Raw genomic sequence first — 18,233 nt, forward strand, 5'->3', positions numbered from 1 at the left:
CGAAGAAAGTTGCCACAAGGTGGACGATACGCCGGCACCTGATGCTAAGACCATGATAGAGCAGGCTGGGTTCGCCGTTATACTCGCCAGACTGTTCGAGGACCACCATGATTTCTTTACCAATCGATGTTGCCCTGCCAGCTTTGCGCCACGCCCTGGAAAACCGTCACGAAGCGGTGCTCGAGGCCCCGCCCGGCGCCGGCAAGACCACCCGTGTGCCGCTGGCGCTGTTGACTGAAACCTGGCTGGCCGGGCAGACCATCGTGATGCTGGAACCCCGCCGCCTGGCCGCACGCGCGGCGGCCGAACGGCTGGCCAGCGAGCTGGGTGAAAAAGTCGGCGAGACCGTGGGCTACCGCATTCGCCTGGACAGCAAGGTCGGGCCCGGTACGCGTATCGAGGTGGTCACCGAAGGCATCCTGACCCGCCGGTTGCAGGCAGACCCTGCGCTGGAGGGTGTCGGGCTGCTGATCTTCGACGAGTTTCACGAACGCAGCCTGGATGCCGACCTCGCCTTGGCGCTGAGTCTCAATGGCCGTGAACTGCTGCGCGATGATCCGCCGCTGAAAATTCTGCTGATGTCCGCAACCCTGGAGGGCGAGCGCCTGTCCCGGCTGCTCGACGACGCGCCGGTGATCAGCAGCGAGGGCCGCATGCACCCGGTTGATATTCGTTGGGGGCGGCCGTCCCAGCCTGGGGAATTCATCGAGCCACGTGTGGTGGACTGTGTGCTAGAGGCCTTGGCCGATCAGCCTGGCAGTGTGTTGGTGTTCCTGCCCGGCCAGGCTGAGATCCGCAGGGTTCACCAACGTTTGCAGGCGTCATTGGCCGAGCGCCCGGACATTCTGCTTTGCCCCTTGCATGGCGAACTCGACCTCAATGCCCAGCGTGCCGCCATCGATCCGGCGCCCCAGGGCCTGCGCAAGGTCGTGCTGGCCACGAACATCGCCGAGACCAGCCTGACCATCGACGGCGTACGCGTAGTGATCGATGCCGGCCTTGCCCGGGTACCGCGTTTCGACCCTGGCAGCGGCATGACGCGCCTGGACACCCAGCGTATCTCCCGCGCCAGTGCGACCCAACGGGCTGGCCGTGCCGGGCGCCTTGAGCCGGGCGTGTGCTACCGCCTGTGGTCAGAGGCCCAGCACGATCAGTTGGCAGCACATGGCAGTGCCGAAATCCTCCAGGCAGACCTTGCTGGCCTGGCGTTACAGCTTGGTCGATGGGGTGTTACGCCTGACCAGTTGCGCTGGCTGGACCAGCCGCCAGCGGCGGCCTATTCGCAGGCGCAAGACCTGCTCGCGCGGCTTGGCGCTTTCAAGATGGGCACCCGCGAAAACCTCAGTGAACACGGCCAGGCCATGGCCGAGCTTCCGGCCCACCCGCGTATCGCTCACCTGCTGCTGCGCGGCCATGACCTGGGCTTGGCCGCGATGGCCTGCGATGTCGCCGCCTTGTTGGGCGAGCGCGACATCCAGCGCGCAGGGGGCGCCGACCTGCATAGCCGGCTGGCACTGATCAGCGGTGACAGCAAGGTCAGCCGTGACGGCCAGGGCAGTGTGCAGCGTGCCCGACAGTTGGCCCGCCAGTACCGGGGGCTGCTGCGCGGCAAGGCCAGCTCGGCGGTTGCCGATCCCGAGCATCCACGCTGGCTCGGCGCCCTGCTGGCGTTGGCTTATCCCGACCGGGTCGCCCAGCAACGTCGCGAAGGCGGGGCCGAGTATCGCCTGGCCAACGGCCGTGCTGCCTTGTTCGCCGAGGCCGATGCACTGATGAAATGCCCGTGGTTGGTCATCGCCGACCTGGGCAGCCGCCAGGGGCAGCGGGAGGAGCGGATTTACCTGGCTGCCGAATTCGACCCGGCACTGCTCGACGAGGTGCTGGCCGAGCAGGTCGAGCGTGTCGACATTCTCGACTGGGACGAGCGCGAGCAGGTGTTGCGTGCCGAGCGTCAGACCAAGGTCGGCGAATTGGTACTTAGCCGTGAACCGCTGCCTGGGCTCAATGATGAGGCCCGCGCCAAGGCACTGCTGGGCCTGGTGCGGCGCAAAGGCCTGAACCTGCTGAGCTGGACGCCAGAGTTGCGCCAGTGGCAGGCGCGCATAGCGCTGTTGCGCCAGCTTGACCTGGAAAAAGACGGCCATAGCGAGTGGCCGGACCTAAGCGACGAGGCGCTGCTGGGCAGCCTGGAGCACTGGCTGCAGCCTTATCTGGGCAAGGTATCGCGGCTGAGCCATTTCGCCGCCCTGGACCTGCCGTCGATCTTGCGTAACCTGTTGCCCTGGCCGCTGCCCCAGCGCCTGGACGAATGGGCGCCAGCGCACCTGGCTGTGCCGTCGGGGTCGAGTATCCGCCTCGACTACAGTGAAAACCCGCCAATCCTCGCCGTGCGCCTGCAAGAGCTGTTCGGCCTGGCTGACACGCCGCGCATCGCCCAAGGTCGCCAGCAGGTCAAGCTGCACCTGCTGTCGCCAGCACGGCGGCCGGTGCAGGTTACACAGGACCTGGCCAACTTCTGGCGGACCACCTATGCAGATGTGAAGAAGGACCTCAAGGGTAGATACCCCAAGCATTACTGGCCCGACGACCCGCTTGTGGCTGAGGCAACCGCGCGGGCCAAACCGCGCGGTACCTGAACGCCCTGCTTTCAGGTGCCCTGCTGGCGAAACAGGTACCGCATGTCGCCGATTGTTTGACGTCAGGATGATGGCTCTTTAGTATCGCCAGCTTTTTCGCATCGCCGTCTCGCTTTCGAAGGATCGAACATGTTTTCCCCCTCTGTGGCTCAGCGTGCCTTTGGCTGGCTGCTGTGTACCTGGCTCGTCACCTGTGTCCACGTGGCCAGTGCGGCGCCGTTCAGCACCCCAGGCGACCAAGACCTCATTCGTGACCGTCAGAACCGACTGCTGGAAGAGCAGCAGCGGCGTCTGGAACAGCTCAAGGAACTACCCGGCAAAGGCAGCGATACGGGCACCTCGGCCAGGCCCGCCGACAGCCGCTGCTTCCCGATCCAGGACATTGAGCTGGAGGGGGCCGATGCCCTTTCCAACACGGAACGCGAGCGCCTGCTCAAGCCTTACCTTGGTCAGTGCTTGGGCGTGACGCAGCTCAATGGCCTGCTAAAGGTCATCACCGATCTTTACATCCAGAAAGGCCTGGTCACCAGCCGCGCCTACCTGCCGCAGCAGGATCTCTCCACTGGCCATCTGAAAGTCATCGTGGTGGAGGGCCGTCTCGAAGGCCTGAAACCGGCCGAAGGCAGCAGGCTTTCGGCCCGTGAACTAAACATGGCCTTCCCCGGCAGCGCCGGCGATCTGCTCAATCTGCGGCAGGTCGAGCAGATGGTCGATCAGCTCAACCGCCTACCTTCCAATCAGGCACAAATGGAGCTGACCCCTGGAAAGGCGGTGGGCGGCAGTGAGGTGGTGGTACGCAACAACCCGCAAAAGCCCTGGCGCGTCGGTTTGTCACGCAGCAATGACGGGCAGCGCAGTACCGGCGAGCAGCAGTGGGGCAGCAGCCTGGAATGGGACAGCCCGCTGGGGCTGGCTGATCAGTTGGTGCTGCGCGGCAGCCACGACGCCATCAGCGACCACCAGAAGACCTCACGCAGCGCCATGCTCTACTACAACCTGCCGTTCGGCTGGTGGAACCTCAGCTACAGCTATAGCCAGAGCGAGTACCGGGCCTTGGCCAAGGCTTCCGGCTTTGACTTCAAGCAAGATGGTGACAGCCAGAACCACCAACTGCGCCTGGAGCGGGTGATTCACCGCGATGCTCAGAGCAAGACCTCGCTCAACACCGGCCTCAGCTACCTGCGTACCAACAACTTCATAGAAGACAGCAAGCTGGATACCAGCAGCAACCGCCTGAGCGAAATGCAGTTCGGCATCAACCACGGCCGTCGCATCGGCGGCGCGTTCGTCAACGTGGACTTGGGCATGCAGGACGGCATCGGCGCTTTCGATGCCCAACGCGAAGACCAGCGCGACGCAGCTGGGAATCGCCAGGCCAATGCCCGCTACCGCAAGTACACCGCCACCGTCAGTTACCTGCAGCCGTTCAAGCTGGCCGGCGAGTCACTGGTGTTCAGCAGCCTGGCAACCGGCCAGCGTAGTGAAGACCTGCTGTTCAGCCCGCAACGCATGAGCCTGGGCAGCCAGTCATCGATTCGTGGCTACAAGGACCAGAGCCTTAACGGAGACAGCGGTTACTACTGGCGTAACGATTTGCGCTGGAGCCGGCAGGTGGAGTGGGCGTGGCTGCGGCCGATGCTGGCTGAGTATGGCCTGGGGCTGGCCTACGACGTCGGTGCCATTCGCCACGACCGCTACAACAGCGGGCAGAGCGGGCGCTTGTCCAGCGATGCCATCGAACTGTTCGCCCGCGGCGAAAACGTATCCGCCAGCGTGACCTTTGCCCACTCCCTCGAGCGGCCAGCGGCCATCGAAGCGCGAGAAACGCCGATCTACTTCCGCCTGGATATCTACCTTTAATACCGCTTGCCGAGGACCGACATGGACGTATGTCAATTCAATTTCCTGGCTCGACTGCCTTCGTCCGAGCTGAAGTCGCGCGCCACCTTCTGGGGCCTGTCCAAACGCGGATTGGCGTTCATGTTGGCCAACATGATGTTTTGGCACCCATTGGTGGCCATGGCGGACGGCATCGTCGTCAACGGCAGCGCCACCAACCTCGGCCAGGCCGGCAACGGCGTACCCATCGTCAACATCGCGACCCCCAGCGGTTCAGGGTTGTCGCATAACAAGTTCAGCGACTACAACGTCGGCCAGCAGGGCGTGATCCTCAACAACGCCACCGGCCGCACCCAGTCAACCCAGCTGGGCGGCATCATCCTCGGTAACAGCAACCTCAAAGGCCGTGCGGCCAGCACCATCCTCAACGAAGTCAACGGCGGCAACCCGAGCCAGCTGAAGGGCTACACCGAAGTGGCCGGGCAGTCGGCACATGTCATCGTCGCCAACCCCTACGGCGTCACCTGCAACGGCTGCGGCTTCATCAACACGCCAAAGGCCACGCTGACCACCGGGAAGCCGGTAGTCGAGAACGGCCAGTTGCAGCGTTACCAGGTCGAGCAGGGCAGCGTCGCCATCGAAGGCGCCGGGCTCAATGCCGGCAACGTCGACCAGTTCGAGATCATCACCCGCAGTGCCCGGGTCAATGCCGAGATCCAAGCGCGGCACCTGGCCGTGGTGGCCGGTAGCAACGACGTCGATGCCCAGACCTTGGCCGCCACCGCGCGGGCCAGCGACCCGGCCCAGGCCCCGCAACTGGCAATCGACTCCTCGGCGCTGGGCGGCATGTACGCCGACACCATCAAACTGGTGGGCACCGAGGCCGGCGTCGGGGTGAAACTCGACGGCAAACTGATGGCCAGCGGCGGCGATATCCAACTCGATGCCAACGGTCAATTGCGCATGGCTGAAGCCACAGCAGCCAAGGGCTCGGTGGCGATCACCGCCGGCCAGCTCGATGCTCAGGGCGCGGTGTATGCAGGCAACCAGTTGAACGTACGCACCCAGGGTGACCTGGACAACCGCCAGGCTCTGGCGGCCGGGCAGGGCATCAGCCTCGACAGCGGGGGGCGCCTGAGCAACCACGGCATCATCGAAGCCGGCGTGAACGCCGACAACAGCCGCAACGGCACCGGCGATGTGCGGCTGAAGGCTGGGCAGGTCGACAACCAGGGCCACAGCATAGTGGCCAGCCGCGACCTGAGCATCAGCGCCAAGCAGACCCTGAACAACCAGGGCGGTACCCTTAGCGCGCAGCGTCAACTGAACGCCAGCGCCAGCACCCTCGACAACCGCAACGCCGGGCGCGTGCTGAGTGGCGGCCAGGCCGACCTCGCCGCCTCAAGCCTGCTCAACAGCCAGGGCGGGCTGGTCGATGGTGCAATGGTAGTCAACGCCAAGGCCGGCCAATTGGACAACGCCGCTGGCACTGTACGCGCCGGTCAGCACTTAGACCTGACGGCCAGTGGCGCTGTGAATAACCGCGGTGGCCAGCTCACCAGCCAAGGCACCCTGGCCCTCAAGGCCGGCCAGGTGAGCAACATCGACGCTGGGCGTATCGCCAGCAACCAGGCGCTGACTGCCAGTGTTACCGGCCTCGACCAGCACAGCGGTGGCCATCTGACCAGCGTCAGCGCGTTGAGCCTGGACCTGAACAAGGGCCACCTGAACAACCAGGGCGGTCTGATCAATGCGCCGCGCCTGACCCTTAACAACCTCGACAGCGTGGACAACCGTCAGGGCGAAATCTCCAGCGCCCAGGCGTTTGCCCTGGTGGCGCGCAGCCTCGACAACAGTCTCGGCAAACTGCTCGGCAATCAAAACCTGACCCTGCACCTCGACCAGGCCATGATCAACCGTGGAGGCCTGATTTCCGCCAGTGGTATCGATGCGCGCGCCGCTAGCCTGGATAACCAGGACGGTACCCTGACCAGCCGCGCCAACCTGGTGATGCAGGTGACCGGTGCCAGCAACAACCAGGCGGGGGAAATTTCAGCCGCCGGCACTACCACCCTCAAAAGTGGCAGCCTGGACAACCGCAGCGGTCAGGTGACCGGCGATGCAGCCTTGCAGGTCGCGCTAGGCGACGCCCTGGACAACCGCCAGGGCCTGCTCGGCTCTGCTGGCGGCATCGACCTGGAGGCCGCTAGCCTCGACAACCGCGACGCCGGTACTGTCGTCAGTGACGCGGGGCTGAATGCGCGAATCGCCGGGGTGCTCGACAACCAGCAGGGCGATATCAACGTCAAGGGCACCCTTGACCTGCACGCCAGCACTCTCGACAACCGCGCCGGCAAACTGCGCGCTGGCCAGCAGGCGAGCTTGAATGTCGAGCAACTCGACAACCGCCAGCAAGGCCTGCTGAACAGCTTGGCGGCGCTCAGCTACCAAGGCGCGCAGCTGGACAACCGTGGCGGCCTGCTCAGCGCTGGCGGACCTGTAAGCCTGCAGGGCGACCGCCTGGACAACAGCGGCGGGCGGGTTTCCAGCCAGCGCACCTTGGTGGCCCAGCTCGGCCAGGCCATCAACCAAGGTGGTGAACTGGTCGCGCAGGGCGGCCTGCTGCTGGCCGGCAGCAGCCTGGACAATCGCAGTAATGGCCTGGTCGCTAGTACCAGCGCCTTGCAACTGAATGTGACGCAAATCGACAACCGTGGCGGGGAGATATCCACGACCCAAGGCGTGACCCTGCAAGGCACCCGTCTGGACAACAGCGACAGTGGCAAGGTGCTGGCCGGTACCGCCTTGAAACTGCAGGTGGCCGAGGTGCTCAACCGCAATCTCGGCCTGTTGTCCGCCACAGGGTCGCTGGATCTCACCGGCTATAAACTGGACAACGGCCAAGGTCGTCTGGTCAGTGGCGGCAATCTGGACATCGGACTGGGCGGCGCGCTCGCCAACCAGCAAGGGCTGATCAGCGCCGAAGGGCGCCTTGGCGCCAGCGTCGGCAGCCTGGACAACAGCACCGGCAAGCTCTCCAGCGCCGCCGACCTGGTGCTGAACAGTGCGGGCGTACTACTGAACCGCAACGGCTCGATCACTACCGACGCCGGGCTGGCACTGACCAGCCACACCCTCGACAACGGGCAGGCCGGTGTACTCAGCAGTAAAGGCGCGGCCAGGGTAGTGACCGGCACCTTCGACAATGGCGAGGGTGCGCAGTTGGTCAGTGGCGACCGCCTCGACCTTAAGGCTGGTCAGCTCAACAATGGCCAAGGCAGCCGTATCGCCAGTGAGAAAGCACTGGTTGCCAACGTCACCGGCCTCGCCCAGAACGGCGGTCAGCTGTTCAGCAAAAGTGCGCTGACCCTCGACCTCAACCACGGCCTGCTGAACAACCGGCAGGGCCTGATCAACGCGCCGGTGTTGATGCTGAACAACCTTGCCGATGTTGCCAACCAGCAAGGCGAAATCTCCAGCGCCCAGGCTTTCACGTTGGCGGCCCGCAGCCTGGACAATAGCAATGGCCGGCTGATCGGCCAGCAAGACCTGACCCTGCGCATCAGCCAGGCGCTGAACAACCTCAAGGGGCTGGTGTCGGCCAATGGCCTGGACTTGCACAGTGCCAGTCTGGACAACCGCCAAGGCTTGATCAGCAGCCGCGCTGGCGAGTCACTGATGGTCGATGGCGAGCTGCTCAACCAGGGTGGCACGCTGATCGCCGATGAGCGTCTGGACCTGCAAGCCGGCAGCCTGGCCAACCTGCAGGGGCAGGTTTCTGCAGGCAGCGAGCTGCAAGCGCTGGTCGGTGCCCTCGATAACCAAGCCGGTGTGCTGGTGACTTCCGGGCGCCTGAAACTCAGTGGCGATACCCTCGACAACCGCCAGGGTGGCCTTGTCGGCGCGACCCAGGGGCTGGACCTGCAGGTCGCCGCGGTGGATAACCGCGGCGGCGAACTGTCGGGCAAGGCGGACGTCACCCTCGTTGGCAGCCGCCTGGACAACAGCGACGGGGGCAAGGTACTGGCCGGCGGCAAGTTGCAGATGGCCATCGCCGAAGTAATCAACCGCAGCCAAGGCTTGCTCTCGGGCAAGGCCGGCGTCAGCCTTAGCGGCGACAGGCTGGACAACGCCGGTGGCCTGCTGCTCAGTCAGCAAGCCCTGGATGCGACCATGCAAGGCGAGTTGGACAACCGCCAGGGCCTGATCAGCGCCGAGGCCACCCTGAGCCTGGCGAGTGAGCAACTCGACAACCGCAGCGGCAGTATTTCCAGCGCCGGTGCATTGACCCTCAAGCACACCGGCAAGGTCCTCAACCAGGATGGCGAGCTGGTCACCGATGCCGCATTGCGACTCGACGCGGCTGAGCTCAGCAACACCGACCAGGGCATCATCAGCGCCAAAGGGCCGGCCAGCATTGCGGCCAGCAGCCTCGACAACAGCCGCAAAGGCCGTATCGACAGCGGCGCGAGCCTAGGCTTGAGCACTGGCCAGCTAAGCAACCGCGACGGTGGGCGCATCGCCAGTGAGGGCACCCTTGAGGTCAACGCCACCGGCCTCGACCAGCAAGGTGGCCAGCTGTTCAGCAATAGCGCCCTGACCGTAGATCTGAACCATGGCCAGCTGGACAACCGCCAGGGGCTGATCAACGCCCCGTTGCTGATGCTCAAGAACTTCGACGGGGTGAACAACCAGGGCGGTGAAATCTCCTCGGCCCAGGCCTTCACCCTGGCCGCTCGCAACCTCGACAACGGCAGCGGCAAGTTGCTCAGCAACCAGTCGCTGACCCTGCGTATCGACCAGGCCCTGAGCAACATCAAGGGCCTGGTCGCCGCGGCGTCCCTCGACACCCGCGCTGGCAGCCTGGACAACACGGGCGGCACGCTGACCAGCCGTGGCGACCTCGGCCTGCAACTGGCCGACAGCCTGAACAACGGCCAGCAAGGCCTGATCAACGCCGCCGGGCTGCTGGGCATTGCGGCCCGCTCGGTCGACAACCAGGCGGGGTCGCTGCTGGGCAATGCCATCCGCGTCGACTTCGGCAGCGCCACCGGTGACCTGAACAACGACGGCGGTCTGATCACCACCGATGGCGCGCTGGCCCTCGACCATTTGCGCGACCTGAGTAACCGCAACGGTGAAATTTCCACTCGCCAGGCCCTCGACCTGACCGGCCGCAATCTGGACAACAGCGCCGGCAAGCTGATCAGCAGCGGCCAGTTGAACGTCACGGCCGAGCGCCTGACCAACCAGGGCGGACTGGTCTCGGGCTGGCAAGGCCTGGGCATGAGTCTGGGCAGCCTGGACAACCGCAACCAGGGCACACTGTCCAGCCGCAACGGTGCGCTCGACGTCCAGGTCAGCGGCGAGTTACAGAACAGCGCTGCTGGCGCGCTGGTCAGCCAGCACGCCCTGAGCGTGACTGCGGCGAACCTCGACAACAGCGATGGCGGCATCCTTTCCAGCGCTGGCGATCAACGCCTGACCGTCAAGGGCCTGCTGAACAACGCCCAGGGTGGCCTGATCGACAGCGGCGCAACACTGGCCCTCAATGCCATGGCCTTGGGCAACGCTGCCGGCAGCATCAGCGCCCAGCAGGCGCTCGATGTGAAGGCCAGCAGCCTGGGCAACAGCGGCGGCAGCCTGATCGGCAACGCCGCCGTTACCCTCAAGCTGCTCGGCACACTGACCAACCGCAACGGCAAGCTTGCCAGCGCCGGCCCCCTGCGTATCGAAAACGCCACCCAGGTTGACAACCAAGGCGGCCAAATCGCCAGCCAAGGCCTGCTGAGCCTGTTCGCCAGCGCCCTGGACAACCGTAATCGCGGCACCGTGGCGGCCAACCAGCAGCTGACCGTGGCAGTGGCCGGGCAGCTGCTCAACAGCGCTGATGGCCTGATCTACAGCCAGAACGGTGGTGCGGACATACGTGCCGCCAGCCTGGGCAACGCCAAGGGCACCCTGCAGAGCCAGGGCGCTTTGCAGCTGGTGACCGGCGATGTCGACAACCAGAGTGGCCGCATCCTGGCCGACGCCGGTGATCTCGACGTCACTGCCGACAACCTGGACAACCGCGGTGGCGTGTTGTCCAGCCTGCAGGGCAAGCTGAGCACCGACCTGCGTGGCGTACTGAAAAACGGGTACGACCTGAACAACAACCGCCAGGGCGGTATCACCCAGGCCCAGGCCCTGGACCTCAAGGCACTGGGCGGCATCGATAACTATGGCGGGCGCATTTCGGCGCAGGCCGGCGATACGCGCGTCACCACCGCCAACTTCGACAACCGCAATGGCGGCCTCTACGCCCAAGGGCTGGTCAAGGTCACGGGTGGCAACTTCGACAATAGCGGCGATAACGATGGGCAGATCGCAGGCCAACGCATCGACCTCGACCTCAGCGGCGCGCTGAACAACCGCCTGGGCATCATCGAGAGCGATAGTACCCTGGCCATCAAGGCCGCCAGCCTCGACAACCAGACAGGCCAGTTGCGTGCACTGGGCACCAGCGGTGCCACGCGTTTCCAGATCGGTGGGCAGTTCGACAACCGCAACGGCACCCTGGAAACCGCCAACAGCGACCTCGGGTTCACGGTCGGCAGTTTCCTCAACGCTGGCGGCAGCCTTCTGCACGTTGGTAGCGGCAACTTCGACATCAGTACCGCCAACGTCACCGGCGCCGGCGGCAGCATCGTCACCCGCGGCGGCTTGACCCTCAATGCCGCCAGCTGGAGCAACAGCAACGTCATCCAGGCCGGGCGCCTGACTGTGAACGTCGGCAACTTCAGCCAGACCGCCAGCGGCCAGCTGCTGGCCAGCCAGACACTGGTCGGCAGCGGCAGTGACTGGAGCAACGATGGCCTGATCGCCAGTGACGGCAGCCTCAGCCTCAACCTGGGTGGCACTTACGCCGGCAACGGCCGGGTGAGCAGCCGCGGCACCCTCGGCCTGGATGCCGGGCAGCTCAATCTGGGGAGCGCCGGCAGCATCGCCGGGGGCGGTGCCACCAGCGTCTTGGTGGCAGGCCAGCTGAACAACGCCGGGCGCCTGACTTCGGCGGCCGGGCTAACAGTCGGCGCGGCTGGCATCGGCAACCAGGGCACCCTGGGCGCAGGCCAGGCTCTGACCGTAACCACCGGCGCGCTTGTCAACAGTGCCAATGGCCTGATCTTCAGCGGCCAGGACATGGGCCTGCGGGTCGACAGCCTGACCAACAGCTACGCCGACATCTACAGCCTCGGCAGCCTGACCGTCGACCGCGATGGCCAGGGCAACCTGGCCAGCAGCATCATCAACAGTTCCGGCTCGCTGCAGAGCGACCTGTCGATGAGCCTGACAGCGAGCACTATCCACAACGTGCGGGCGATCCTGCAGACCGACAACAAGGGCATATACACCGCCCGTGTCGGCGAGGTGGCATGCATCGAGGGTTACAACGCCGGCGACTGCAGCGGCAAGCGCAACCACGTATGGGAAATCGTCCAGCGCGACAAGTTCGACGTCATAGCGGCCAGTGCCGCTTCCAGCATCGCCACGGGGGGTAACCTCACCATCAACGGCGGTGACCTGCTCAACAGCAGCAGCACCATCGGCGCGGCCGGCAACCTGGTGGCCACGGTCGCCAACCTGACCAACACTGGCGTGGAAACCGGCGAAACGGAGACCACCCGTATCCTGCGCTCGCAGCGCACCAACAATGCGGGCTCGCTGTATTCGCTGGCCAGCTCGATCACCAGCAAATACTGGTATGAGAGCGCCGGTTATGACGCCGGCAATCTGGGCGGGTTGCAAGCTGACCTGGCCAGGTTCATCGGCATGACCGAAGCGGAACTGGTAAGCCTTGGCAGCACCCGCCAGCTGGCTGCTGGCGACCAGAGCTATGCCGCCGTCATGCAGGCCAATGGTGCCGTGAGCATCACTGCCGGCAACGGCATCAGTAACAGCGTCGTGCGCCCGGGCTATGCCTACATCGGCAGCGGTGCGCGCACCGACACCACGGCGCCGGGGACGGCGTTCTCCACCCGTATCACCCTAAACCAGCAGCTGCCGCCAGACCTCGCCCAGCAGCAGGTCAACCCGCTGGCGCTGCCAGGCTTCAGCTTGCCCACAGGGCAGAATGGCCTGTTCCGCCTTAGCAGTGAAGCCGGCAGTGCAGCGGCCACCGGTCCGCAAAGCTGGAGCATGGGTGGCGCGAGCGTGGGCCTGGCGCAGCGCCAGCAGCCGTTGCCGCTGGCCCAGGGCCGTACCGTCAACGTCGCCGCTGCCGACCAGGTGGCGGGCAGCAGTACCGCGCTGAGCACGGCCGAGCGCACCCAGGCGAACATTGCCGGCAATGCCAGCACCGTCGACACCCGACTGCCCGACAGCACTGGCGGTGCCGCGCTGCCAGGCCGCTCGGCGGTGGACGACAGCATCAGCCAGGCCCCGGCGCTCACTGCCCAAGGCCCGATCAGTATCGAGCGCGTACAAGGCCTGCCGGACAGTAGCGCGCGCAGCAACCCGCAAAAATACCTGATCGAAACCAACCCGGTGCTCACCGACCTCAAGCAGTTCCTGAGCTCCGACTACCTGCTGGCGAACCTTGGCTACAACCCGGACGAAAGCGCCAAGCGTCTGGGCGATGGCTTCTACGAGCAAAAGCTCATCCAGCAGGCCGTGGTGGCCCGCACCGGGCAGCGCTACATCGATGGCCAGACCAGCGACGAGCAGTTGTTCAAGTACCTGATGGACAACGCCCTTCAGAGCAAGCAGCAGCTGAACCTGGCGGTGGGTGTGAGCCTGACGTCCGAGCAGGTGGCGGCGCTGACCCACGACATCGTCTGGCTGGAAACCGCCGAGGTGAACGGCGAACAAGTGCTGGTGCCGGTACTCTATCTGGCTCACGGCAACGACCGCCTGGCGCCCAACGGTGCGCTGATCGCCGGCAACGACGTCAGCCTGATCGCCGGCCAGAACCTCGACAACGTCGGCACCCTGCGCGCCAGCAACAACCTGTCGGCCCAGGCCGGCAACGACCTGGTCAACAGCGGCCTGGTGGCAGCCGGCAACCGCCTTGACTTGCTGGCCGGCAACAACCTGGTGAACAAGGCCGGCGGCATCATCGCCGGACGCGATGTCAGCCTGTCCGCTGCGCAGGACGTAATCAACGAACGCACCCTCACCTCCCACCAGAGCAGCAACGGCAGCTACGCCCAGCAGCGCGACTTCGTCGACACCGCCGCCCGGGTGGAAGCCGCGAACAACCTGGCGATCAACGCCGGTCGCGACCTGAATAACGACGGCGGCGTGCTCAGCAGCGTTGCCGACACCAGTCTCAAGGCCGGGCGCGACGTGCTGCTGGGCTCGGTCGAGCAGGTGGTGGTCAACGACCGCGGCGTGCGCCACACCGACAGCAGCGTGACCCAGAACGGCTCGAGCGTGCAGGCCGGACGCGACCTGACCGTCAGCGCCGGGCGCGATATCAGCGCGGTGGCCAGTGCGATCGAGGCTAAGCGGGATGTGGCGATGTCCGCGACCGGAGATCTGCAGCTGTTGGCGGCTGCCGACGAGCAGCACTCGGCGAGCAAGACGCGCAAAGTCACCAGCCAGGAGGACCATGTCCAGCAGGTGGGCAGCACCGTGTTGGCGGGCGGCAACGTGGCCTTGAAGGCGGGCGAAGATCTTGTCTTGAGCGCCAGCCGTGTGACGGCAGGCGACGAGGCTTACCTCTACGCCGGTAATGATGTGAACCTGGTGGCTGAGGAGAACAGCGACTACAGCTACTACCGCAAGACCAAGACCAGTCACTCTGGGCTGTCCAGTAGCCAGAAGACCCGTATCGACAGTTCCAGCGCCACCACTCAGCAGGGTTCTTCCGTCAGTGGTGACACGGTGAATGTGCTCGCCGGCCAGGATATTGGCGTGTCGGGCAGCAGCATCGTCTCGACCAATGACACCAGCCTCACGGCGGGCGGCAACATCCTGATCGAAAGCGCGACCGAAACCTACGAGCAAAGCCATTCGAGCTCGAAGAAGAAGTCGGGTTTGCTAAGTAGCGGCGGCATCGGCTTCACGCTGGGTTCGACCAGCCTGGAAAACACCTCGGCCAGTACCAGCCAGAGCGCCAAGGCCAGCACGATTGGCAGCGTGCTGGGCAATGTCTCCATCGAGGCAGGCAAGGGCCTGGGCATCAAGGGCTCGGAGGTAATCGCCGGCAAAGACATTACGCTTGTCGGTCAGGACGTGGAGATCGTTGCAGCCGAAAATCACAATACCAGCGAGCAAACTGCCAAGAGCAAGAGCAGCGGCCTGACCCTAGCCTTGTCCGGTACGGTTGGCAGCGCGGTCAATACTGCTTACCAGACCACCAAGCAAGCGGCCGAGGAAGACGACAGTCGGCTCTCCGCCTTGCAAGGTATCAAGGCCGGCCTGACGGGTGTCCAGGCCTGGCAGGCCGCCCAGCAGAATGGCGGCATGACAGCGGATAACGCTGGTCAGTTCGTTGGTGTCGCCATCTCGCTGGGTGCGCAGAAATCGAGCTCGCGCCAGACCCAGGAGCAGACCGTCAGCCAGGGCAGCAGCCTCACGAGCGGCAATGATCTGACAGTCGTGGCCACCGGTAACGGGGCTGGCAGCGGGGGAGATATCCGAGTCCAGGGCAGCCAGCTCAAGGCCGGCAACGACCTGCTGCTGTCCGCCGAGCGCGATATCCAGCTCGAGGCGGCGGCGAATACGCAGAAGCTCGATGGCAAGAACAGCAGCGGCGGTGGGGCCGTTGGTATCAGTATCGGTGTGGGTTCCAGCAATGCGGGTCTCAGCATCTTCGCCAGTGGCAACAAGGGTGTTGGTAACGAGAAAGGCAATGGCACGACCTGGACCGAAACCACGCTGGACGCCGGCAATGAGGCGACCCTCCTCAGCGGGCGTGATACTGCGCTCAAAGGCGCGCAAGTCAACGCCGCGAAGATCACCGGCGACGTGGGGCGTGACCTGACGCTGCAAAGCCTGCAGGACACCGACAATTACAAGTCCAAGCAAACCAATGTCAGCGGTGGCTTGAGCGTCACCATCATCGGTGCGGGCGGAGCGAGCGGCAGTCTCAGCGTCAGCAAGAATAAACTCGACTCCAATTACCAGAGCGTGCAGGAACAGACCGGGCTGTTCGCCGGTAAGGGTGGTTACCAGATCGATGTTGGCAAGCACACCCAGCTCGATGGCAGCGTCATTGCGAGCACCGCGCAGGCCGACAAAAATCGCCTGAGCACCGGTACCTTGGGCTGGAGCGATATCGAGAACCAGGCCCAGTTCAAGAGCCAGATGGCCAGTGCCAGCGTCAGTAGCGGCAACGGTGCTTCGTCGGGTTTCACCAGCAACATGCCAAGCGGCACGCTGATCGCCTACAACCACGATGGCAGTGCCAGCGGTACCACATCCTCGGCCATTTCCGAAGGCACTCTGGAAATCCGCGACCCGGGCCAGCAGAAGCAGGATGTCGCTAGCCTCAGTCATGACGCCGAGCATGCCAATGGCAGCATCAGCCCGATCTTCGATAAAGAGAAAGAGCGACGGCGCTTGCAGCAAGTGCAGCTGATTGGCGAGATTGGCACCCAGGTTTCGGACATCGTCCGCACCGAGGGCCAGCTCAAGGCCGACAAAGAGGCGCGTGCGGAACTTGAGGCGGGCGGGATCCAAGCACCGGGTGAAGGGGCGAGCGAACAGGACCGCAAGAACTATCAAGAGAAGCTGGTCGCTACCGATGCTTACCAGCGGATCATGGGCAAGTACGGCACCAGTGGTGATTACCAGCGCGTGACTCAGGCGGTGACAGCGGCACTGCAAGGGCTGGCAGGTGGTGATATTGGTTCGGCGCTGGCAGGCGCATCGGCGCCTTACCTTGCGCAGGTGATCAAGAAATCCACTGGCGACAATGAGGCACTCAACGTCATGGCCCACGCCGTGCTGGGTGCCGTCGTCGCCCAAACGCAGGGCAATTCGGCGGTAGCCGGCGCAGCAGGCGCGGCTGGAGGAGAACTGGCTGCACGCCTGATCACCCAGCAATTGTATGGCACCAGCGACAGCAACGCTCTCAGTGAGGAGCAGAAGCAGACCGTCTCAGCGCTGTCGACGCTGGCGGCCGGGCTTTCCGGTGGGCTGGTGGAAGGCAACAGCGCGGGGGCCATTGCAGGTGCTGGCGCGGGCCGCAATGCGGTTGAAAACAACCTGTTGGCGAACAAGTACGGCATTGAACGGCTGGATGCAGCCAGCCGGGCGCTGTATGAAAAGCTCAAGGCTGCTGGCATTGGCAGTGTTGATGAGCTGCATGAGCGGTTCAAAGCCTGTGGAGGCAATGGCGACTGCGAGGCTGGTATTCGTGATGCGTACCGGCAGCAGGATAAACAGGCTGGGGAAAAGCTCGTTGAGCTGTACCAGAGCGGCAGGCTGAGCAAAGCGGAATACGACCTTCTGGTAACGGATTACGCCCTTGCGATGATGAAAGGGGCCGTGGATGCGCAGAAGAGCGACCCGGACGCGAGCTTCCTTGATGTGTATGCGCTGTCGGGCGCGGATTGGTCGCCGATGGGCGTGGTCGCGAACCCGTATGTGAAGGCGATCAGATCGAGTGAGCTGATTGCGCAATGGAGGCAGCAAGGGTTAAGTGAAGAGCAAATCAATGAGCGGGCCCGTCAGGATGGGTTGCTCGGCTCGACGTTGGCGCCAGTGGATGTGCCAGGGATCATCAAGCTTGTCGATGAAGGTGCTACGCGAGAGAATGTCGTACAGTTAGCGACGGCCTTGATTTTAGGTAAGGTTGCTAGTGGTCCAAAAGGGGGAGCAACGCTATCAAATGATGTTTTAGTCGAAGCGCGTATTGGCAATGGTACGAAGGGGCAAGGTAGCGGAAATAAAGTAGACCAACTTCCGAACCAACAAGTTGTTGGGGCTGACGGAAAACCAATACCGGTGTACTCAGAGAAGCCCAATGGCCCTTATGCCACACAAGAATTTCCATCGACTCCAGTTGCTCATGGTTTTCCCGATATTGTCGATAATTATGCAAGCAGCGCGACTAAGTTTTCACTCAACAACGGCTCGTCGCTTTACCAAGCATCAGGTAGCTACAATGGTGTAGCGGGTAGGTTTGAATGGATTGTAGATCCGAAGTTGGGCGGTGTAACACACAGAATGTTCGTGCCAAATGGAACTGTTAACGGTATACCGGTGAAACCATGATTCAAGCAGTCTTTGAACGAATTGCCAAACATGGCTTGACTGACTGGGCCGTTGTGCTCCAGGGCGTCTGTGGTATTCCTTGTATTTTGGGACGCTTGCCAGCGTTTTGTGTGGAAAATTTTGCAACCGCTGAACTTGAAAAGGTGGCTGGGAATAATCCCTTGCTTGATGTGATTGTTAGCTTGGCTAACGATAGTGATCTGCCTTTATCTGAGCTATGCCCGCTGTTGCAAAAAGTGAGTGAGTTTCAAAATGCGGATATGCAACGAGCCAGGAAAATATGGCGAGCTGTTGCGTTGGAAGAACTTCTAACAAACCTAGACCCGGACCCGCTCTATGGGTTGATAAAATTTTCTGAGTTTTGGTCAAGTTGGGAGTGGCCTGCTGACGCTCCACTGTCGATGACTCCTGGTGCGATGACTTTACCAGAGCATCAATACCACTCTGCATCAAACTATGATTACGTTGTTCATGAACATGAGCAATGGTTGAAAGATGAACTGGCTGTTTTGAACTGTAGAAAAGTTCCGACCTGATCTGTCAATCTCGACA

General features: G+C 63.5%; 4 protein-coding genes. All 4 read left to right on the top strand.

The genetic code is table 11. From position 1 onward, the window contains the following. The first annotated feature begins 107 nt into the window (after nucleotides 1-107). The 4 genes from hrpB to ACIPZC_RS19520 all read left to right on the top strand — a co-directional run bounded on the left by hrpB (nucleotide 108) and on the right by ACIPZC_RS19520 (nucleotide 18,217). Nucleotides 108-2,636 carry an ATP-dependent helicase HrpB gene (gene hrpB, locus ACIPZC_RS19505; RefSeq protein ID WP_400628883.1) on the top strand — a complete coding sequence of 843 codons (2,529 nt, stop codon included), beginning with the start codon at nucleotides 108-110 and terminating at the stop codon, nucleotides 2,634-2,636. Between the two features lie 129 nt (nucleotides 2,637-2,765). Next, nucleotides 2,766-4,496, top strand: coding sequence for a ShlB/FhaC/HecB family hemolysin secretion/activation protein (locus tag ACIPZC_RS19510; protein WP_400628885.1), 1,731 nt, complete (start codon nucleotides 2,766-2,768; stop codon nucleotides 4,494-4,496). A gap of 21 nt (nucleotides 4,497-4,517) precedes the next feature. Beyond that, nucleotides 4,518-17,681: a hemagglutinin repeat-containing protein gene (locus ACIPZC_RS19515; protein ID WP_400628887.1), complete on the top strand. Its 13,164-nt coding sequence runs from the start codon at nucleotides 4,518-4,520 to the stop codon at nucleotides 17,679-17,681. After that, nucleotides 17,678-18,217 (top strand): DUF2247 family protein, encoded by a 540-nt coding sequence (locus ACIPZC_RS19520; RefSeq protein ID WP_400628889.1) that lies wholly within the window; start codon nucleotides 17,678-17,680, stop codon nucleotides 18,215-18,217. The genes ACIPZC_RS19515 and ACIPZC_RS19520 overlap by 4 nt, the downstream gene beginning before the upstream one ends. The last annotated feature ends 16 nt before the right edge of the window (nucleotides 18,218-18,233 follow it).

Source organism: Pseudomonas sp. NPDC089743, from assembly GCF_044748785.1.
Classification (GTDB): domain Bacteria; phylum Pseudomonadota; class Gammaproteobacteria; order Pseudomonadales; family Pseudomonadaceae; genus Aquipseudomonas; species Aquipseudomonas putida_X.

Excerpts from the sequence above, each read along its gene's own strand:
- hrpB (WP_400628883.1), top strand. The coding sequence starts at position 108 with ATGATTTCTTTACCAATCGATGTTGCCCTGCCAGCTTTGCGCCACGCC.
- ACIPZC_RS19510 (WP_400628885.1), top strand. The coding sequence starts at position 2,766 with ATGTTTTCCCCCTCTGTGGCTCAGCGTGCCTTTGGCTGGCTGCTGTGT.
- ACIPZC_RS19515 (WP_400628887.1), top strand. The coding sequence starts at position 4,518 with ATGGACGTATGTCAATTCAATTTCCTGGCTCGACTGCCTTCGTCCGAG.
- ACIPZC_RS19520 (WP_400628889.1), top strand. The coding sequence starts at position 17,678 with ATGATTCAAGCAGTCTTTGAACGAATTGCCAAACATGGCTTGACTGAC.